Source organism: Achromobacter sp. Root83, from assembly GCF_001428845.1.
Lineage (GTDB): Bacteria > Pseudomonadota > Gammaproteobacteria > Burkholderiales > Burkholderiaceae_B > Achromobacter.
In genome coordinates this window covers 162,862-183,157 of record NZ_LMIU01000022.1, presented here as the reverse complement: position 1 = coordinate 183,157, position 20,296 = coordinate 162,862, and the positions used below count along the sequence as shown (strand labels likewise).

Annotated in this window: 16 protein-coding genes; 7 read left to right on the top strand and 9 right to left on the bottom strand. The window is 66.7% G+C overall.

Going from position 1 to position 20,296, the window contains the following annotated elements; genetic code table 11:
- Positions 1-29: 29 nt before the first annotated feature.
- Positions 30-716 (bottom strand): LytTR family DNA-binding domain-containing protein, encoded by a 687-nt coding sequence (locus ASE30_RS16615; protein WP_057285386.1) that lies wholly within the window; start codon positions 714-716, stop codon positions 30-32.
- Between the two features lie 42 nt (positions 717-758).
- Between ASE30_RS16615 and ASE30_RS16610 the strand changes: the two genes are divergently transcribed.
- Positions 759-1,838: a sensor histidine kinase gene (locus ASE30_RS16610; RefSeq protein ID WP_057285385.1), complete on the top strand. Its 1,080-nt coding sequence runs from the start codon at positions 759-761 to the stop codon at positions 1,836-1,838.
- A 26-nt stretch (positions 1,839-1,864) separates the two neighbouring features.
- On the opposite strand, the gene ASE30_RS16605 is transcribed toward ASE30_RS16610, so the two are convergent.
- Positions 1,865-2,563, bottom strand: a complete 699-nt coding sequence (locus ASE30_RS16605; protein WP_057285384.1) for a response regulator transcription factor — start codon at positions 2,561-2,563, stop codon at positions 1,865-1,867.
- Positions 2,564-2,641: 78 nt separating this feature from the next.
- Here ASE30_RS16605 and ASE30_RS16600 point away from each other — a divergent pair, with 78 nt between their 5' ends.
- The 3 genes from ASE30_RS16600 to ASE30_RS16590 all read left to right on the top strand — a co-directional run bounded on the left by ASE30_RS16600 (position 2,642) and on the right by ASE30_RS16590 (position 9,082).
- Positions 2,642-4,681, top strand: coding sequence for a sensor histidine kinase (locus ASE30_RS16600; RefSeq protein WP_057285383.1), 2,040 nt, complete (start codon positions 2,642-2,644; stop codon positions 4,679-4,681).
- 306 nt (positions 4,682-4,987) lie between these two features.
- On the top strand, positions 4,988-7,417 hold the full coding sequence (locus ASE30_RS16595) for an autotransporter outer membrane beta-barrel domain-containing protein (protein ID WP_162259931.1): 2,430 nt from the start codon (positions 4,988-4,990) through the stop codon (positions 7,415-7,417).
- 150 nt (positions 7,418-7,567) lie between these two features.
- Positions 7,568-9,082: an argininosuccinate lyase gene (locus ASE30_RS16590; RefSeq protein ID WP_057285381.1), complete on the top strand. Its 1,515-nt coding sequence runs from the start codon at positions 7,568-7,570 to the stop codon at positions 9,080-9,082.
- 67 nt (positions 9,083-9,149) lie between these two features.
- Here ASE30_RS16590 and ASE30_RS16585 read toward each other — a convergent pair whose 3' ends face one another.
- The gene (locus tag ASE30_RS16585; protein WP_057285909.1) at positions 9,150-10,052 is read right to left on the bottom strand and encodes a LysR family transcriptional regulator; all 903 of its coding nucleotides are present in this window, start codon (positions 10,050-10,052) and stop codon (positions 9,150-9,152) included.
- 142 nt (positions 10,053-10,194) lie between these two features.
- Here ASE30_RS16585 and ASE30_RS16580 point away from each other — a divergent pair, with 142 nt between their 5' ends.
- Positions 10,195-11,613 carry an MFS transporter gene (locus ASE30_RS16580; RefSeq protein WP_156407691.1) on the top strand — a complete coding sequence of 473 codons (1,419 nt, stop codon included), beginning with the start codon at positions 10,195-10,197 and terminating at the stop codon, positions 11,611-11,613.
- A gap of 2 nt (positions 11,614-11,615) precedes the next feature.
- On the opposite strand, the gene ASE30_RS16575 is transcribed toward ASE30_RS16580, so the two are convergent.
- From ASE30_RS16575 to ASE30_RS16560, 4 genes are read right to left on the bottom strand one after another with little or no spacing between them, the layout of a single operon-like run.
- On the bottom strand, positions 11,616-12,581 hold the full coding sequence (locus tag ASE30_RS16575; protein WP_057285380.1) for a tripartite tricarboxylate transporter substrate binding protein: 966 nt from the start codon (positions 12,579-12,581) through the stop codon (positions 11,616-11,618).
- A gap of 41 nt (positions 12,582-12,622) precedes the next feature.
- Entirely contained in the window at positions 12,623-13,867 is a 1,245-nt protein-coding gene (locus tag ASE30_RS16570; RefSeq protein WP_057285379.1) for a CaiB/BaiF CoA-transferase family protein, read from the bottom strand.
- 25 nt (positions 13,868-13,892) lie between these two features.
- The gene (locus ASE30_RS16565) at positions 13,893-15,038 is read right to left on the bottom strand and encodes a MaoC family dehydratase N-terminal domain-containing protein (protein WP_057285378.1); all 1,146 of its coding nucleotides are present in this window, start codon (positions 15,036-15,038) and stop codon (positions 13,893-13,895) included.
- Positions 15,039-15,076: 38 nt separating this feature from the next.
- Positions 15,077-16,654 (bottom strand): acyl-CoA synthetase, encoded by a 1,578-nt coding sequence (locus tag ASE30_RS16560; protein ID WP_057285377.1) that lies wholly within the window; start codon positions 16,652-16,654, stop codon positions 15,077-15,079.
- Between the two features lie 167 nt (positions 16,655-16,821).
- Here ASE30_RS16560 and ASE30_RS16555 point away from each other — a divergent pair, with 167 nt between their 5' ends.
- Both ASE30_RS16555 and ASE30_RS16550 read left to right on the top strand, forming a co-directional pair.
- The gene (locus ASE30_RS16555; protein WP_082601609.1) at positions 16,822-17,622 is read left to right on the top strand and encodes an IclR family transcriptional regulator; all 801 of its coding nucleotides are present in this window, start codon (positions 16,822-16,824) and stop codon (positions 17,620-17,622) included.
- A 4-nt stretch (positions 17,623-17,626) separates the two neighbouring features.
- On the top strand, positions 17,627-18,064 hold the full coding sequence (locus ASE30_RS16550; RefSeq protein ID WP_057285375.1) for a PaaI family thioesterase: 438 nt from the start codon (positions 17,627-17,629) through the stop codon (positions 18,062-18,064).
- Positions 18,065-18,105: 41 nt separating this feature from the next.
- Here ASE30_RS16550 and ASE30_RS29600 read toward each other — a convergent pair whose 3' ends face one another.
- Together ASE30_RS29600 and ASE30_RS16545 are read right to left on the bottom strand one after the other, a co-directional pair.
- Entirely contained in the window at positions 18,106-18,228 is a 123-nt protein-coding gene (locus ASE30_RS29600; protein ID WP_235515276.1) for a putative transporter small subunit, read from the bottom strand.
- 32 nt (positions 18,229-18,260) lie between these two features.
- Positions 18,261-19,952, bottom strand: a complete 1,692-nt coding sequence (locus ASE30_RS16545) for a sodium:solute symporter family protein (protein WP_057285374.1) — start codon at positions 19,950-19,952, stop codon at positions 18,261-18,263.
- Positions 19,953-20,296: the final 344 nt, after the last annotated feature.

Below are 20,296 nucleotides of genomic sequence, written 5' to 3'. Positions count from 1 at the left end.
CGTGTCTGGCCAAGGCGGCGGCGCGGGCTTTATGCCTGCGCCACCGCGCGCCGCAGGCGCAGCGACGCGACGCGGCCCAGGACGATGGGCGCGACTCCGTTGTTGAACGTCACTTCGGTCTGCGCGCCGGCGAGTTGCGACAAATGGGAGACATGCTCCAGATTGATGATGACCGAGCGCGACAAGGCGCAGAAGGGCGGGAAGGGAAGCTGCGCCGCCAGCCGCTTGAGCGTGATGTGCATCAGCTCGTTCGCATTGGCGGCGCTGCTCAGGCGCACATAGTCGCCCTGGGCTTGCATGACGGTCAGTTCCTGAACCTTGATCAGCCGGGTGCCGGCCTTGGTTCGCATGGACAGGTGGCCGGCCGCGCGGGGGCGCAGCCGCGCCAGCGTCTGCGTGAGCCTGTCGGGGCAGACCGGCTTGAGCAGATAGTCGACCGCTTCGACGTCGAAGGCACGGGCGGCATAGTCGGTATGCGCGGTAACGAAGACAACGGAGGCCGCGGATTCCTGGCCGTCCAGAAGATCGAAGCCCGTGCCGGAGGCCAGTTCGATATCCAGGAAAATGGCATCGGGCTGATGGTCCCGCATCAAGCGTCTGGCCTGCTCGACCGTGGCGGCCTCGCCCTCGACCTGGACCGCGGGCGCGGCTTCAAGCAGGCGGCGCAGGTAGCGCCGCGCCGGCGCCTCGTCGTCGATGATCAGCACGCGTAGCATGGTTCTCTCAGGCGCCAGGGATGTGGCGAGTATATTCTTTCCATGATATTGACTTCGATCGGCCAGGGACTCAGCCAGGGGGAATCTTCCCCGGGATTCTGGCGCGCCCAGGTCGTGGGGTGGGTTTTTCTTGCTGTCATCGGCTACTTCATCCGCCTGGCCGTGTTCGGCAATGCCGTCGCGGCGTTCTGGCTCACGCTGGCGCTGGAGCCGCTGGCGTTCGTCATGACCAGCGCGGCCGCCGTGCTGCACGGACGCCGGCCGGCCAAGGCCGATTCGCCGTTGCTGGTGCTGGCCTGCGCGGTGCTGCTGTGCGTGGCCGCGTCGGCGTTGCTGGCCTCGATTGCCTATGCCATCAATCAACTGTTCCTGCCGGGGATGATCCGGGTGATACCGGGAAACCAATACCGGCTGGCCTTCATCTACTACATGGGAATACTGTCCATCTGGACGCTGATCTACTTCGGCGTGTCGGCCGAACTGGCAGCGCGCACCGAACGCATGTCCAAGATGAAGGCCGAGACCCGGTCACTGAAACTGGAACTGGAACATCTGCAGCTACAGATCGAGCCCCACTTCCTGTTCAATTCGCTCAACACCATCGTGGCGGAAATCGCCGATCGCCCCAAGGTTGCCGAAGAGATGACGCGCCGACTGGCCGACTATCTGCGCTATTCGCTGGACAGGCGCGGGCGCGGCCTGTGCCGGCTGGAAGAGGACATCGAGGCGGCCCAGGCCTACATACGCATACAGGCGCTGCGTTTTGACAGGCAGCTCGAATGCCGGTGCCAGATCGACCCGGCCACGCTGCAGATCAACATACCCCACATGACCCTGCAGGGGCTGGCGGAGAATGCGATCAAGCACGGCATGCGTTCAGAGCGCGACCGGTTCGTGATCCACATCCGCACCCGCCTTCAGGACGATGTGCTGATCATCGCGGTCGACAACCCGGGCCAGTTGCAGGCGCCCTTCGATCTGGTCCAGAGCGCGGGCGGCCTGGGCAATCTCTGCCGCCGCCTGGCCCTGCGCTACGCCGGCCGCTATGAATTTTCGCTGGATCAGCGCGGCGCCACGACAGTGGCCGAAATCCGGCTAAGGGGCGATCCGGCGCCGCTGTAGCAGCCCCGGCACATCACGCGCGCGCCTCAGGCCTGGACTTGCGCCGGCAGGTAGAAGCAGAAGCCGCTGTTGCGCAGTGTCTTGACCGGCAGCGTCTGGCCGCTGACGGCTTCGACGCGGCGGCGCAAGCGGCGCATTTGCGTATCCAGGCGGCGCTGGTCGTATTCCAGGAAATCGGCGCCCAGGGATTCGATGATCTCGCGGCGGCTGATGTTTTCGCCTGGCCGGTTCATCAGGCAGCGCAGCACCGTCAGGTCCTGCTGCGACAGCGGAACGGCCGGCGCGTTGGGTATGCGCAGCCGCCGCGGGCCCACGTCCAGCAGCCATTCGGCGGGCGGCTGTTCTTCGCCAGGCCGTTGCAGGCCGAGGCGCCGGGCCAGCGCCGCCAGCGTGGCGGCCAGCTCGTCAAGGTCGCAGCCCTTGCCCAGATAATGATCGGCGCCCATTCCCAGGCCCGCGATCTTGTCCGGGCCGGTGTGGCGCGCGCTGAACACGACGATGCCGACCTGCTGGCCCTCCTGGCGCAGGCGCTGGATCAGGTCCAGGCCGCAGCCGTCGGGCAAGCCGATGTCGATGACGGCAAGCCGATGGCGGCCGGCGTCGAAGCATTGGTCGAATTCCTTCAGGCTGGATACGCATAGTGGCGCGTAGCCCAGTTCTTCCAGAAATTCGCCAAGTTCCTGGCGCAGCACGGGTTCGTCTTCCAGCAGGATCACATCAGGCATGCGTTGCCTGTGAAAATGCCGCCGGCGGGCTGGTGTAATCTGCCTGGTTGCACGGAAATGCGTAGGGTTTGCGACTTGATGAAGCGGAAATATTACCCCACGACACGCGCGTGGCTCGCGCTGCTGGCGTGGTTGATGGCCGGCATGTTGTTCTTGGCCGCGGAGGCGCGCGCGGCGCCCCTGCGCCTGGACGGGCAGGTTGGCGTGGAGGACGCCGGGGGCCATCTTGAGCGCCTGGACGACCCGAATGGCTCGCTCGATGCCGCCACCGCCGCGGACGCGCCCGGCTGGACGCCGCTGCCCGGCAACCTGAGCGCGGGCTTCACGCCGGCGACGGTCTGGCTGCGCTTGCCGGTACGGGTGGACCAGATTCCGCAGGGCGGCTGGATGCTGCGCCTGAGCAATGCACTGCTGGACGATGTGCGCGCCTATGTGAGCCGAGGCGGCGGATGGGCGCCGCTGGGACGCAGCGGCGAGGACCTGGCGCGCGCCGAATGGCCGGTGGACTATCGCAGCCCGGTCATTCAATTCAATCCGCCGAGCGCGGGCGACTACGTCATCCTGGTGCGGCTGGAAAGCAAGAATGCGCTGGCGGCGCGCCTGGAGGTCTGGCAGCGTCTGGCGTTCGACAACCAGTCGCGCCGTGAGGGGCTGCTGTTCGGCCTGTACTTCGGTTTCTATCTGCTGCTGATTTGCGCGCACGCCGCCTTCTGGCTGGTCACGCGTGCGCCCATGAGCGGCCTGTTCCTGGCCTACATCGGCAACTGCGTCTTCAATGAAGTGCTGTCGCTGGGACTGGTGCAGCAGCTCACGGGCCTGCCGGTCGCCTGGAGCGACCGCCTGTTGGGCGTCGGCATCGCCGTCAGCCTGCCCGTGGCGCTGCGCATCGCGTGCCGCCAATTGAACCTTGCCGCGCTTTATCCGCGCACGGTGCGCTGGCTGGATGCGCTGTTCTGGGGCATCGCCGTGGCCTGCGCGACGCTGGTCGTGACGGGGCATTACGCCTGGGGCATGCAGCCTATCCAGGCGCTGGCCCTGTTGCTGATCGTCGGTTTTTCGGCCCTGGCGGTTTACTTGCTGAAACGCGGGTGGCGGCCGGCGCGCTTTTTCGCGGTGGCCTTCGGCGTGTTCTATGTGAGCGTGCTGATCGCCTTTCTGCGCAACCTGGGTGTCTTCCCGGTCAACGCCTTCACGGAGTACGTCTCCACGCTGGGCACGATGCTGCATATGCTGTTGCTGAGCCTGTTCATCGTGGGGCGCTACGAGCGGCAGCGCCGCTTCAAGGAACGGCAGCAGGCCAATCTGGCCGCGGAGCTGGCGCGCCAGCACAGCCACCGGCTCGAACGGGAGGTCGTGTTGCGCACGGCCGAAATGCAGAGCGAAATCGAACGCCGGGTAGCGCTGGAGGGCGAGCTGCGCACCTCGCTGGACAAAGAGCGCCAGATGTTCGTGGAGCAGCGCGAGTTCGTGGCCATGGTGTCGCACGAATTCCGCACGCCCTTGGCCATCATCACGACGTCGGCGCAGCAACTGGGCCGCAATCTTGCCGCGCCGGTTGAGAAAAGCCTGGCGCGCTGCGGCAACATCCGCGACGCCGCGCTGCGCCTGCTGGCCCTGGTCGACGAATACCTGACCGATGACCGCATGCGCGAGCCGCGCGCCGCGCTGCGCATGACCCGATGCGACGTCCCGGCGCTGCTGGAAGACTTGCGCCGGGAGTTCCCGCCCGGACGCATCCAATGCGCCTACGGTCCTGGCGCGCATGTCCTGGCCTGCGACGCCAGCATGCTGCACATCGCATTGCGCAATCTGCTGGCCAACGCGGACCGGCATTGCGCCGAGGGCGGGACGGTGACCGTGGCGGTTGAGCAGGAGGGGGGCGTGCTGCGCATCGCGGTCTCCAACCCGGGCAGCCACATCCCGCCGGCCGAGCAGGAGCGCCTGTTCCAGAAGTACTACCGGGGGCAGAATGCGCTGCGCCATCCGGGCGCCGGCCTGGGTCTGTACCTGGTCAAATCGATCGCCGAGCGTCTGGGCGGGACGGTCATCCTGGAGACCGCGGGCGGGGCGGAGCCCGTGTGCTTCTGCCTGAGCCTGCCGTTGCACCGCGCGGACTGAGCGGACTCAGCGGACTCGTTCCCGGGCTGGGGCGAAAGCCGGCCGGCCCGTGGACCGAATCCGATTAGGGTTTCCTGCTGCGCGTCGCCTGTCGACATCTGACAGCTGTTGCTTGAAAGCATCTATTTGTATCGCCACAGATTGACGGGCCGGATTTTATCGTCGCGTAAAATTAGCTATTTAGCGCGTTTTGTGCCGCTAAATTCAGGATATACAGCGCACTTTACAAATTGCTCAGATTTGCTCAGGTATAGCGATGCAATGATCTGTACATTTCCGAAACGAAATTTACATGGTCACTACAAAATGTCTCGCCGCTTTCCGCTTACTCGTCTTGCCCTGCTGCTCAGCCTGAGTGCTTCGCCTTTCGGTGCGCCGTCCGCCTTCGCCGCGGGCGGGCCGTATATTCAAGATGGCGGCCCGGTGGTTGTTGCCGATCTCATCAATACCGGCGGCTACGATTCCATCAGCCTGATCAACAATGCACAGCGTGCAGGCCACATCATCAACAATGGGAGTTTGTGGAATGCGTCCAGCACGGGCGCCGGCATCAAGCTGGACGCGTCGACCCTGAACGGTTCGATCATGAACCAGGTCGGCAGCCAGTTGACCGGCACGTTCGCCGTCCAGGTCCTGAATGGCACCGTGGTCTATGGCGACATTTTGAACGACGGCCGGATTTCGGGCAGCTACGGTACCGGCGTGGGGCTCGAAGTCTCCGGCGGCAGCGAGGTTCGCGGGCGCATCGTCAACACGAATGTGCTCCAGGCGGGCATCGTGGTGAATAACGCCACCGTGATCGGCGGCATCCTGAACACCGGCACCATCGAGCGCAAGATCGACGACGTGGCGCTGGATGTCGCGGGCGCGACCGTGCCGATGGTCATCACCAACACGGGTACGATTGCTGGCGATGTCCGCCTTGGCGCGTCCACCCTGAACTTCGAGGGCGGCGATATCACGGGCGCCATCACGGCCAGCAGCGGCATCCTGAATGTCAACGCCGACTTTTCGCCGAAGGCCAAGATCAGCGTCAACCAGTTGAACCTTGCTGCGGGCAAGACGCTGACCCTGTCCAAGCAGGAAGTGAAGGGCCTGATGTCGATCGGCGGCACCCTGGCCGGTTCGGGCGATGTGGGCCCGACGACGCTGCTCGCGGGTTCGACCCTTTCGCCCGGCACCGCCAAGACGCCGGTCGGCGCCCTCACGGTGAACGGCGACCTGACCTTCAACGCGGATTCGACCTATCGCGTTGATGCCACGCCGGACGGCAAGAGCGACACCGTGCACGCCATGGGTGCCGCCAACCTGGCGGGCTCGGTGCTGCACGTGGGCGCGGGCGGCGCTTATGCCGCGGCGACCAACTACACGATCGTCACCGCGGACGGCGGCTTGAACGGCAAGTTCGACAGCCTGTCCAGCAATCTGGCCTATCTGGATCCGAAGCTGGCCTATCAGGGCAATGACGTGGTGCTGAGCGTCAACCTGAAGACGGTTCCGGTCGATCCCGTCACGCCGCCCGTGGACAACGGCGGCGGCGATACCGGCGGCAACACCGGCGGCAACACCGGCGGCGGCGCAACCCGTCCCATCGAGTTCGCCGACCTGGCCGTTACCGGCAACCAGCGTTCGGTCGCGAAAGCGGTGCAGACGATGCCCGCCACCAGTTCGCTGTACTCGCGTGTGCTCAACCTGCCCGAGGGCACCCCGGCCGGCGTGTTCGCCGACCTGTCCGGCGAATCGTTCGGCAGCAGCGTGTCCGCGATGCAGAACGTCAGCAACAACGTCGCCAGCCTGCCCACCGCGCAATTGCGCGCCAACATGAATGCCGGTTTCATCCCGGGCCCCCCCACGGCGCAAGTGGGCCGCGGCGACGCCTCGATGCTGCCGCGCTCCGCCGCGCAGCCGATGTGGGCGCAGGTCTTCGGCAACTGGCGCACGATGGACGGCAATAGCAACGTCGCCAAGTCCCGTGAACGCGACGTCGGCATCTTCGTCGGCGGGGACCACGGCGTGGGCAACGGCTGGCGCCTGGGCGGCGCGTTTGGCTACACCGACAGCAGCATCACCGTGGACGACCGTTCCGCGAAATCCGACGTGAACAGCTATAGCGCGATCCTCTATAGCGGCAAGTCGTTCGAGGCCGGCTCGGGCAAGATCAACTTCACCGCCGGCCTGGCCTACACGTGGCACGACATCGACAGCAAGCGCAACATCAACGCGGCGGGCGAGCGCCAGGAACTGAAGGCCGATTACAGCGCAAGCACCGGCCAGATCTTCACCGATGTGGGCTATGCGATTCCGCTGACCGAGCGCGTCACGCTTGAACCGTTCTTCGGCGCGGACTTCAGCGACCTGCGCACCCGCGGCTTCTCGGAATCGGGCGGCGACGCGGCGCTCAGCGGCAAGAGCAGCACCAACCACGTGGGCACGACCACGCTGGGCCTGCGCGCGCAGACCACGTTCGACGTCAAGGAAACCGCCGCCCGCCTGCGCGGCATGCTGGGATGGCGCCACGCCTACGGCGACGTCAATCCGGAAGCGACGATGTCGTTCGACGGCAGCCAGCCCTTCACCGTGGCGGGCAATCCGCTGGCGCGCGACGCGGCGGTCATGGAACTGGGCGTGGACCTGGCGATGAGCAAGAACGCCACCCTGGGCCTGGCCTACTCGGGCCAGTTTGGCGACGGCAACCGCCAGAACACCGGCACCGTGAACGTGAGCTGGCGCTTCTAAGCGCAACCGTTCCGGCGCACGCGCAGAGGCTGGCCTTCCGGGGCCAGCCTTTTTTTTGCTTCCCGGACCCTGCGGCCTCCGTGAAATACAGGATGCCGTCGAGCGTGACCCTTGGATACACTGTCCGGCCACCCCTATAACGAGAACGCCATGAGACAGTTTCTTCCCGCCCTGGGCGCCGCCCTGGTGCTATCGCTGGCCGCCAATCCCGCGGCCGCCCAGCAGTCCCCGCCGCGCGACCCCTTCTTCTGGCTCGGGGAAATGAACAAGGCCACGACGGTCATCAACACCGACGAAGGTTTGCTGGACAAGGCCATGGCGCCGCGCCTGGCGGCGGGCGTGGCCAAGGTCATCCATGACGGCAACCAGCCGGGCGCGAAGCGGCCGGCCACCGTCATCACCTTCGAACCCCTGCTGATCAAGGCGGCGGGCGAGGACATCACCCTGCTGCATGCCGGCCGCTCCAGCCAGGACATGCACGCCACCTACCGCAGCGCGATCCTGCGCGACAAGCTGCTTGAACTGGCCGACCAGTTGAACATCACGTCGGCATCGCTGGTGGAATTGGCGGCCAAGCATGCCGGCACCATCGTGCCGAACTACACCAACGGCGTGGCGGCGCAGCCCAATAGCTATGGACACTACCTGCTGGGGCAGGCCGCCGGCCTGGCGCGCGACGCGCAGCGCATCCGCGAAGCCTACGTCCGCATCGACCGCTCGCCCATGGGCACCACGGTGCTGAACGGCACGAGCTGGCCGCTGGACCGCAAGCGCATGGCGCAATACCTTGGATTCGCCGCGCTGGTGGACAACGCCTACGACGCTTCGCAGATCTCGTCCATGGACCAGCCGGTCGAAGTGGCGTCCATCGTCACCAGCATCGCACTGCGCACCGGCAACTTCGTCGAAGACGTGATGACGCAGTACGCGCAGTCGCGCCCGTGGATCCTGCTGCAGGAGGGCGGCGGCAATACCTACGTGTCCAGCGCCATGCCGCAGAAGCGCAATCCCGGCCTGCTCAACGACACGCGCAGCGACGCGTCGACCGCCGTGACGCTGGCCATGGGGCCGATCATGCAGACCCACAACATCACCCCGGGCATGAGCGACCCCAAGGACGTGAAGCAGAACTCGGCCATGGTCGACAGCGGCATTTCCGCGCTCAAGCGCTGGGACCGCGTGCTGAAGGCCATGGTCATCAGCCCCGACCGCGCGCTGGAAGAACTGAACAGCGACTGGACCGCGTCGCAGGAACTGGCCGACGTGCTGATGCACAAGTACAAGCTGCCGTTCCGCGCGGGGCATCATTTCGCGTCGGAAGTCGTGTCGTACGCCAAGTCCAACAACATCAAGCCGCTGGACTTTCCTTACGATCAGGCGCGCCGCATCTACGCCGATACGATGAAGGACTCGAAGTACGGCACCGACCTGCCCATGAGCGAAGCCGAGTTCCGCGCGACGCTGGATCCCGTGGCGATCGTGAAGAACCGCGCCACCAGCGGCGGCCCCCAGCCCAAGGAAATGGACCGCATGCTGAAGGAAGCGCGCGAACAGCTCGCCTCGCAGGACAAGTGGATCAAGGACCGCCGCGCGCACATCCGCGATTCGCTGGCCGAACTGGACAAGCAGTTCGACGCGCTGGCGGCCAGCGCGCCCAAGCAATAGGGCTGGCATAGGCCGGGGGCCAGGCCGTGCCCCGGCCGGGCCGCCGGTCAGGACCCGTGGCCAGGCCCTAATCCGGGGCAGTCTTCCCGCATGCCTGCAGGACGCAGCCGCGCAGCCAGCGATGCGCGGCGTCGCCATCCATCCTGGGATGCCAGAGCATCGACACCAGGAAGGGCTCCATCGGAAAGGGCAGGGAAAATCCGCGCATGCCTTCCCGCATGGCTTCGGTATGCCGTTCGGGAACCGTGGCGATCAGGTCCGAGGCCCGCGCCAGCGCCAGCGCGGCCGAAAAGCCGCCGGTGACGGCGGCGATGCCGCGTTCGCGCCCCAGCCGCTTCAAGGCTTCGTCCATGGGCCCCGAGTCCAGGCCCCGGCGCGACACCAGGACGTGGCGGCCGGCCGCGTAGCGCGCCAGCGTGACCTTGCCCTGGCTCAGCGGATGGCCCGCGCGCATGACGCCGATAAAGCGGTCTTGAAACAGCGCGCGCGTACGCAGCTCGGGGCTGGCGGAATCCCCCACCACGCCCGTTTCCAGGTCCACGGCGCCCGTGCGTAGCGGCGCGCTGTCCTTGTCCGTCTTCTGAACGAAGCGCAGCCGCACGCCGGGCGCTTGCGCGCCGATGCGGGCCAGCAGCGCGGGGCCGAAGTTCTCCACGAAACCGTCGCTGGTCCGCAGCGTGAACGTACGCACGAGCCGCGCCGGGTCCAGATGCTCCGCCGGGCGCAGCACCCCTTCCACGTCCCTCAGCAGCACGCCGACCCGCTCGCGCAGTTCCAGCGCCCGGGGGGTGGGGACCAGGCCGCGCCCCGCGCGCACCAGCAGGGGATCGCCCGTGGTGTCGCGCAGGCGCGCCAGCGCGCGGCTCATGGCCGAGGGGCTCAGGCGCAAACGCCGGGCCGCGCCCGCCACGCTGCCTTCCGCAAGCAGCGCGTCCAGGGTGATCAGCAGATTGAGGTCGGGCATGGTCATGCGGCAAACGTAGCACGTCCGCCGCGCGGCGGGAAAGCACGACATGGCGTCGCATGCAGGTATTCAGTGCAAATGCTGCGTCTTCCGCCAATCGTGCGCCGGGCCTACGCTGGGTCTTGTCTTCCCTTTGCTGGACACGATCATGCCCGACTCCGATGATTTCCCTTTGCCTTCCCCGCCGCACTTCGCCCTGCTGGCGTGCCTGTCCTTGGCGACGCTGCTGTCATCGCTGGGCACCAGCATCGCCAATGTCGGCCTGCCAACGCTGGCGCAGGCGTTCGGCGTGTCGTTTCAGGCGGTGCAGTGGGTGGTGCTGGCCTATCTGCTTGCCATCACGGCCGCGATCGTGGGCGCCGGCCGGTTGGGCGATCTGCTGGGCCGGCGGCGGCTGATGCTGGCGGGGCTGGCGCTGTTCACCGCCGCGTCGGTCCTGTGCGGCGCGGCGCCGGACCTCTGGGTCCTGGTGGCGGCGCGCGCCGCGCAGGGCCTGGGCGCCGCTGTACTGATGGCGTTGACCATGGCCTTCGCCAGCGAGGCGGCGCCGAAGGGCCGGACGGGAAGCGTCATGGGTTGGCTGGGCACGATGTCGGCGGTCGGCACCGCGCTGGGCCCGACGCTGGGTGGCGCGCTGATCGCCGGGGCGGGATGGCGGGCGATCTTCCTGATCAATCTGCCGCTGGGCGTGCTGACGTTCTGGCTGGCCCTGCGCCATCTGCCGGCCGATCGGCGGCATCCCGCGCAGACAGCGGTTCGCTTCGACCGCCTGGGCAACGCCCTGTTGGCGCTGACGCTGGCGGCCTACGCATTGTCGATGACGCTGGGGCGCGGCCATTTTGGATTGCTCAATGGCGCTTTGCTTGCGGCGGCGGCGGCCGGTTTGGGCCTGTTCATCAGGGTTGAATACAGGACCGCGCATCCCTTGATCAGGCCGGCCATGTTTGGCAACGCGGTGCTGGCCGGCGGCTTTGCCACCAGCGCGCTGGTGGCCACGGTAATGATGGCGACCCTGGTGGTGGGGCCCTTCTACCTGGCGGGCGCGCTGGGGCTGGATGCCGCGCGGGCTGGGCTGGTGATGTCTTGTGGTCCGCTCGTGGCCGCCCTGGCTGGCGTGCCCGCCGGCCGCTGCGTGGATCGCTTTGGCGCGCGGGCCATGGCGCTGGCCGCATTGATCGCGATGGCGGCCGCTTCGGCCACGCTGCCGGCGGCGAGCGCGGCGTTCGGCGTGGCGGGGTACATCGTTCCGCTTGCCGTGCTTACCGCGGGCTATGCGCTGTTCCAGGCGGCCAACAACACGGCCGTGATGGGCGGCATCGGTGGCGGCGAACGCGGCGCCGTGTCGGGCATGCTGAACCTGTCCCGCAACCTGGGCTTGATCACCGGCGCGTCGGCGATGGGCGCGCTGTTCGCCGCCGGCGCCGGGGTGGCGGATCCGATGGGCGGATCGCCCGAGGCGCTTGCGGCCGGGCTGCGCGCGGTGTTTGCCGCGGGCGCGGCGCTGATCACGCTGGCCGCGGCGGTGGCGGCGGCAAGCCGCCCCAAGCTTGCCGCCGTCCAGCCTTAGCCTTACTCCGCCTTCAGGCCGGCCTGCACGATCAGCGGCTGCCACTTCAGGCGTTCGCTGCGGGCAAACGAAGCCAGCTCCCCGGGCGTGCCGCCGCCGGGCTCGTGGCCCAGGTCCAGCAGCTTCTGCCGCACTTCGGGACGGGCCAGGATCTTCGCAAGCGCCTCGTTCAAGGTATTGATGGCCGCCTGCGGCGTGCCCTTCGGCGCGTAGAGCCCGTTCCAGGCGATGACCTGGAAGCCGTCCAGACCTTGCGCCGCCACTGACGGGACGCCGGGCAGCAGGGCGGATTCCTTCAACGAGGTCACGGCCAGCGCGCGCAGCTTGCCGCCGGTGATGAACGAACGCGCCGCGCTGACGGTGTCGATGCCGACCTGGACCTGGCCACCCAGCAGATCCGTCGTGGCGGTGGCCGATCCCTTGTAGGGAATGCCGCGCAGGCTGTTCACGCCTTGCTGCTTGAGCAGTTCGAAGACCAGCCGCGCGGTGGTGCTGGGCATGCCCACGTTGACGCTGTCGGGCTTGGCCTTGGTTGCGTTGCGCAGATCGGCCAGGCTGGCATAGGGCGAGGCGGGCGTGGTCAGCAGCACCATGGGGAAGGAGCTGACCAGCATGATGGGCGCGAAGTCCTTCTCGGGATCGAAGGCGGTGGACGCATACATGTACTGGTTCAGCACGTGCGTGCCATTGGTGCCCATCAGCAGCGTGTACCCGTCGGGCGCCGCGCGCGCGGCTTCGGACGCGCCGATGTTGCCGCCCGCGCCGGGGCGGTTTTCAACGATGAAAGGCTGGCCCAGGTCGCGGGCCAGATATTCGGCCAGATAGCGTCCGGCCACGTCGGTGCCCTGGCCCGCCTGATAGGGGACGATGATCTTGACGGGTTTTGACGGGTAGCTATCCGCGGCCGCGGCGGACAGTGAGAACAATAGCGGCGCGGCTAGCGCGGCGATGAGGCGTAGTGTCTTCATGGTGGTCTCCTCGATTTTTTATTTGATGGCATTACCTGCGGCTACGGCTTGGAAGGAGGCCAGCGCGGCAAGATACCCTGTTCCCGCAGGGCCGCGATTTGAGAGTCGACGAGGCCGGCCTCCCGGAGGACCTCGTCGGTGTGCTGCGCGTAAGCAGGGGGCAGGCGGTCCACGCGGGCCGGCGCACGCGACAGCCGGACGGGCGTTCCGATGCCGTGATAACCGTCTTTGTCGATCCGCATGCCGCGATGGGCCGTGTGCGCCTGTTCGAAGGCTTCGGGCACGCTATTGACCGGGCCAGCCGGCACGCCCAGCCGCATCAGGTCGCGGCAGACTGCATCGCGTGGCCGATCCGACAGCGCGTTCTCGATGGCGCCGCGCAGGGCGTCGCAATGTTCCAGCCGCGAGCGGTTGGTGGCAAAGCGCGGGTCTTCCAGCAGGGCCGTCAGGCCGGCATAGTCGCAGAACCGGCGGAACTGGCGGTCGTTCACCACGCCCAGGAAGATCGCGCCGTCCTGGCACGCGAAACGGTCGTAGGGCGCGATGTTGGGATGCGCGCTTCCCAGCAGGCCGGGCGCGCGCTGCGTGTGCATCCAGTTGGCGGCATGGGGCACCAGCAGGCTTAGCGCGGTGTCGAACAGCGTGACCTCCACGCGCTGGCCCTGGCCGGTGCGCGCGCGGTGATACAGCGCCAGCAGGATGCCCGAGAGCGCCGTGTAGCCCGTCAGGTGGTCCACGATGGGGATGCCGATGCGGGTGGGGCCGCTGGCCGGATCGCCGTTCACGCTCATCAGTCCGCACATGGCTTGCAGGATGGCGTCGTAGCCGGGCAGTCCGCCCAGCGGGCCGTCGTCGCCGAAGCCGGAGATGGCGCAGTAGATCAATTGGGGGTAGCGGTGCTTCAGGTCCGCCTCGTAATCCAGCCCCCATCTGGCCATCGTGCCCGGAATGAAATTCTCGATCAGGACATCGGCGTCGGCCAGCAGGGTGAGCAGGACGTCGCGGCCGGCGGCCTGGGACAGATCCAGTCCGATGGCGCGCTTGCCGCGGTTGACGGCCGTGAAATAGGCGGCGTCGCCGTCGTCGTTGACGGGCGGCCCCAGGGTGCGCGTCTCGTCCCCGCCTGGCGGTTCGACCTTGATCACGTCCGCGCCCTGGTCGGCCAGCATCTGCGTGCAGAGCGGCCCCGCCAGCACGCGGGACAGATCGATGACGCGCAGGCCCTCCAGCGCGCCCCGGGCGGGGGCGGCGGGGGCGGGTGCAGCAAGCTCGGATGAACCAGACATCGCTGACCTCGATTTTTTCCGACGTTTAACCGCGGGTGGGCAATTCAACCACACCCGACCCGAGCACGGAAAGCTCGTCGTCCTGGTTGCGCGCTTCTTGTTCGATCTCGACCAGATGGCGGCCGTCTTCGACGTACTTGCGCACGACCTTGCCCTTGAAGAACAGCATGTCGCCTTCGGGGTTGTGGCGGCGGATCTTGCAGGTGGACTTGCGCAGGAAGCCCGCGTCGCCCATCCAGTTGGTAAGGTGGTGCGTCAGCCACGAATTGCGCTCGGGGCCGTAGTCGTAGGCGCCGGGGGCGCCGACTTCCAGCGCGAACTCTTCTTCCCAATGGACGCGTTCGGGCACGTCGGGGATGCCGAAGCGGTTGGTGATGCCCACGCCGGGGTGCGCGTCGATCAGTTGCCAGGCCAGCTTGTTGGCGCGGATGTACAGCCCGCCCCAGCCTTGCGCATAGGCGATGAAGCCCGTCACCGTCATCGGGCCCTTGAACATCACGGGCAGCGCTTCGCCTTCTTTCACGTCTTCCCAGTAGCGCGGCGTGGCGCCGCGAACTTCTTCCTGTGCATAGAGCTTGTAGGCTTCCTTGATTTCCTCGGGGCTGTAGCGGCGCGGCTCGCGGGCGCGCACTTCCTTGTATTTGCTGCCCTGTTCGCGGGCGTGGTCGCGCTCGGTCCGGAAGCACCAGCTATCGGCTTCGGCCACCTTGTCGCCGTCCTGGTTGAAGAAGTCCACGTGATAGATCTGCTGCACGGCGCGGCCGGCGAAGCGGGTCTGGTGTTCGATCAGGTTCTTCAGGTGGGCTTCGGTCGAGATGGTGTCGTTGCGCTTGACGGTCTTGTGCCACGTCCAGTCCGCGCCCGACCACATGGCGTGCACGCCGGGCAGTCCGCCCACGTAGCCGGACACGATGCGGCTGGTGGAAAAAAGAAAGCTGGGCAGGGCGATGATGCCGCCGTGCTGCGTCTTGGCCGCGTATTCGGGATCCGACCACAGCGGGTTGTCGTCGCCGATGCCGTGGGCGTAGTGGCGGATGTTGTCGCGCGTGGCTTCATAGCACCACGGTTCGGCGGTGGCGCCGATCTTGACGCCGATGCGTTCGCGCAATTCGTCCAGTCCGCGTTCGGTGATCTTCGGGAAGCTTCTTTCGGTCTTGGTCGTGGTCAGCATGATGTCTCCTGGGTGTGGATAGGGGGGTGAACGGTTTGTCAGGCGTGCGCGGCGCTGGCGGGCGTCGCGCTGGCGGCCGCCAGCTCTTGCTCGCGCAGTTTTCTGCGATGGATCTTTCCGGCGGGGGTCTTGGGCAGTTCGGCCACGAACACGACCTGGCGCGGATACTCGTGCTGCGCCAGGCGGCTGCGCACCGCGTCCTGTATCTCTTCGATGAAGGCGGCGTCGCCGGAGCGGGCGGACACCACGAAGGCCTTGACGACCTGGCCGCGCAAGGGGTCCGGCACGCCGATGGCGGCGGCTTCGGACACGTCGCGATGCTTCAGGATGGCGTCTTCGATTTCGACGGCGCTCATGGTCCAGCCGGCCGAGATGATGACGTCGTCGGCGCGGCCGCCGTGCCAGAAGTAGCCGTCTTCGTCGACGCGTCCCAAGTCCTTGGTGGCGACCCATTCGTCGCGGCGCCACAGTTTCAGTTCGCCGGTTTCGCCGGGCGCGCAGGGCTGGCCGCTGGTGTCCTGGACTTCCACGCGCAGTCCGGGCACGGGCTTGCCCAGCGACCCGGCCTTGACCGGGAAGTCCGGCGCGCCCGGATAGTTCACCAGGCACACGCCGATTTCGGTGGTGCCGTACATGCTGCAGACGGGCCGCCCGAAGGTGGATTCCACGAACGCGGAGGTTTCGCTGTCGATGGGTTCGCCGGTGAAGGACACCTTGTCCAGGCGGTAGCGGTACTGGTCCGCGACGCCGGAATTTCGCATCATCCGGTAGTGCGTGGCGGCCGCCGAGATGTTGTTGAAACCGTGTTCCTGCAGGGCCCGCAGCAGCCGTTCGGCATTGAATTTGCCGGCGTAGGCGCCGATGGTCACGCCCAGCGCCAGCGGCGCCAGCGTGCCGTGCCACAGTCCGTGCCCCCAGGCGGGGGACGACGGGCACATGAAGCGGTCGCCCGGGCGCACGCCGGTGCCATACAGCGCGGCCAGCATCAACGTGACCAGCGCGCGGTGGGTGTGCTTGACGGCGTCGGGCAGTTCGCGGGTGGTGCCTGATGTGTACTGAAAAATGGCCAGGTCGTCGGCACGCGTGCGGCAGTCATAGCGCGAGGGGTAGGCGGCCAGCGTGCCGATGAACGCATCGTCCGCGATGACGACCTGCATGTCTGCGCCGCCAGCGGCCAGGGGCGCTTTTTCGGCGTTCGTCACCAGCATGCGGGGCTTGCAGTCCTGGACGCGCAGGCGGATGCCGTCGGGGCCGAACAGCGTGAAGAGCGGCACCGCGATGGCGCCCATCTTCATGGCGCCGAACATGGCCACGTAAAACGGCAGCGACGGTTCCAGCATCACCGCGACCCGGTCGCCGGGGCGAATGCCCTGTTCGGCCAGGTAATGCGCGAAGCGCGAGGATTCCTCGGAGATCCGCTGGAAGGAATAGGACTCGTCGCCACCGGCCGCGCGCACCAGGATGATGGCGGGCTGGTCGCGGCCCACGTGCCGGTCGATGCATTCGTGGGCGATGTTCATCCGTTCGCGGTCGCCATCGAACAGTTCCCAGAGCTTGTCGGCGGAGCAAAGCGCCTGGGCGTCCGCATAAGAAGTGGTCTCGGTCAGCTTCGTCATTTCGTCGTACCTGTGTGGATCCGCAATCTGTTGAAGCGACTATGCGCGCCGCGATTTAAATTGTCAACCACGTCTATCAATTGTATATATATAATTATCAGGTCGAGCAGGTCCTATCCTGCGGCCCCGCGCAAGGTATGCTTGCCGCAATAAAAACGGAGAGTCAGATGAGCGAAACCAGTACCCAGGAACCCGCGGCAGCCGCGGGCCCGCGCGTTCGGGCGGTCCCCGCCGTGACGCGGTCGATCGCGATCCTGCGCTTGCTGGGCAAGGGCGGTGAGCCAATGACCTTGAAGACGATCTCGCAGGAACTCGGCATGGTCACCAGCACCTGCCTGCACATCCTGCGGGTCCTGGTGGAAGAGGGGCTGGTGAAGGTCGACGCCGGCACCAAGCGCTACAGCCTGGGCGTGGGCATGCTGACGCTGGCCCGCAGCGTGATCGAAAGCAGCCCGTTTCCTACCCTGGCGCAACCGGTGCTGGACAAGATCGCCCACGCGGCGAACGTCACCGCCATCGGCGTCGAAGTCGCGGGCAGCGACCATATGGTCGTGTTGGCGTTGTCACGCTCGACCGCGCCATTCCGCCTGCATGTGGATGTGGGCAGCCGTTTCCCCGCGCTGATCAGCGCGACGGGCCGTCTGGTGGCGGCATTCGCGGATTTTTCGGACAAGGAACTGGAACGCCGCTTCAAGGGCCTGCGCTGGGATCAGGCGCCCGAATTCGACGCCTGGAAGGCGGACGTGGACGCCGTGCGGCGCCTGGGCTACAGCCTGGACCGGAACAACTACATCAACGGCGTTGTCGTGATCGCGGTGCCGGTGCTGGACAGGCAGCAACGCATGACCCACGCGCTGGTGGCCGCGGGCCTGGCCGAGCAGCTCGACGCGGCGCGTGTCGACGCCCTGGCCAAGGAGCTTCAGGCCGAGGCAAATGCCTTGTCGCAACTGCTGGCAACCCGGAACTGATCCCATGAACACGATGCCGACACTCGAATCGCTCGGCGCGGACGGATGGCGGCAGAAGTTGCTGCCCGGATTCGCGGGGCTGATCGGCCCGTTGTGGGCCCGCAAGGAAGCGGACGGCTGGGCGTATGGCCTGCTGGCGACGGAAGAACACCTGAATCCCGCGGGTGTGGTGCACGGCGGACTGCTGACCGCGCTGCTGGATCACTCGCTCAGCGCCATCGCATGGGAAGCGCTTGCGCGGCGCGCCTGCGTGACCGTGCAGCTTGACACGCATTTCCTGGCGGCCGCGCGCGCGGGCCAGTTCCTGGAGGCGCGGGGGCGCATGGTGCGCGCCACGTCCAGCCTGGTGTTCATGCAAGGCGAGCTGAGCGTGGACGGAAATATCGTGGCGGCGGGCGTGGCGTTGTTGAAGGTGTTGGGGAACGCAGCAGCGCCGTCGTGACGCCGGCGCAGTGGCCCGCCCAGACAGGCCACCGCGCCGGTTCAGATCATCGACTGTCCGCCGCGCCGGGCGGCGCGAATGTCCTTCCACAGCGTTACGCACAGGATCGCCAGAATGGCGGCGGATATCGCCGGCCAGATCAGAAAGTAAGCGGTCAACAACATATCAATCTCCTGGTGTGTGGGGGGGCGGGCAATCAAGCTTTGACCGGTTCCACGACGGGGTTGCCCGCCTGCGGTTTCGAGACGGCCTGCTGCTCGCGGTGGAACGACGTGACGCGCTCGGCCAGCAGGCCGAAGTCGAAGCGCTGCGGATTGCGCAGGCTCAAGGCCACGCAGACGGTCGCGCTGACGCCGTAGGCGGTCAGCGATCCCATCAGCACGATGTAGTCGCGCAGCGTGCCGATGAAAAAGGGCAGCAGGACGGCAAAGGTAATCGCGCCGACGGCGATCGCGATGCGGCGCCCAAGGAAGCCGAACGCCATGAGCCCGAGGACCACGGCGCCGCCGATGGCGGAAAAGAGCTCGAAGAAGAAGGCCACGGCGCCCTGGATCGGCACAAGCTCGAATCGCACGATGGTGAACAGCACCACCGCCGACAGCACGGAGCAGACGAAGGCCCGGTTGCTGACGCGGTCCCAGTAGAAGCTGGCGATCACCGGGAAGACGATGGCGCCCCACAGCGCGCCGACGAACACCAGCATGACCAGGATATCCAGGCGCAGGCTGGCGAAAATGACGCCGATCATCGTGGCGATGATCATGGTGGCGCGGCCCCACCACAGCATGCGCCGCGGGTCCGGGCGGCCGCGGGCGATGTTCTTGGCGTAGACGTCGGTCATGACGATGGCGGACAGCGCGGCCAGGTCGGAGTCGGCGGTGGACGAGAGCGAGCCCACGACCAGCAGGAAGAACAGCGCGATGCCGAAGGGTGGCAGATAGGTCGAAGCCATCTGCGGAATGATGTTGTTCAGGTCGCCATTGGCGGGCTCCAGCCCGACGAACAGAGCCAGCAGGCCCAGCATGCCCAAGCCGATCACCACGGCGCCATAGCCGACCGTGGCGGTCAGGAAGGTGGGCTTGATCAGGTCTTCGCGCACGGCGAACAGGCGCTGGGCGATGGTCTGGTTGCCGATCGCGTAGGCCAGCACCGCAACGAAGTAGGGCGCGCCCTGCTCCATGATGGCCTTGGTGGAATAGAAGTCGGCCTGATCGCTGTTCAGGCGCCACATGTTGGCCTGCAGCACGTCCGGGCCGCCGGCATTGAAGAAGATCAGCGGGATGATGATGACGGCCGCGATGATCATCGCGGTGAGCTGCGCGAAGTCGGTCATGACCGATGTCCGGAAGCCCGACCACAACGTATAGGACAGCACGCCCAGTCCGGCGATCAGCACGCCCTGGATGAAGCTGAGCGGGCTGAGTATGGACACCAGCGCGCCCGCCGCGGTGAAGTTCACCATCAGGCTGATGCAACTGCCCACGATGTTCGATACCGCCATGATCATCTGGCTGGACGCGCCGTGGCGCGCATGGATCACTTCGGCCAGCGTGTGCGCCTTGGGCGCCAGTTGCCGGAAGCGTTTGCCGAAGGGATAGATGAAGAGAATCATCAGGGCGCCCCAGAAGCCATAGTGCAGCGGGCCTGACAGGCCGTACTTGAAGCCGGACGTGGCGCTGGCATAGAACGAGGCGGCCCAGATCCAGGTGGCGATCATGCTGGCGGTCGACAGGCCGAAGCCGACCGCGTTGTTGGACACCATGTAGCCGTCGACATTCTCGTTCTTCTGGCCGATGAACAGCGACATGAGGAACGTGGCGCCGTAGAAGCCGGCGAGCAACAGGATGGCGGTGGTCGCCGATAACTGGAAGAAAACTGTCTCTTGCATCTTGTGGGTCCTTACTCCTCGACAGCCGCGTCAGCCCAAGGGGCCGTGGCTGCGTGGTCGCCGTTTCCGCGGGGTGCGATGGGCGGCGGGCCTTCCCATGGCGCGGGCGAAACACCAGTGGATCGCGGACGCATTGTTTTCGTTTCGAGCGCGCGATCGCGTGCCTGTCCGGCCGGGCAGGGGATGGCAGCCCGGAGCGGACAGACACAAGACACACCGTATTGGTGCCTTGCCGCGGCATAGGGCCCAGGCGTCGCGGACACGGGTGCCGTTGACGCAGACGGGCTCAATGCGGTGAGCAATGTTCCTGCCGGGTAAGCAGGGGTTTGTTCCGCAGCCGCCGG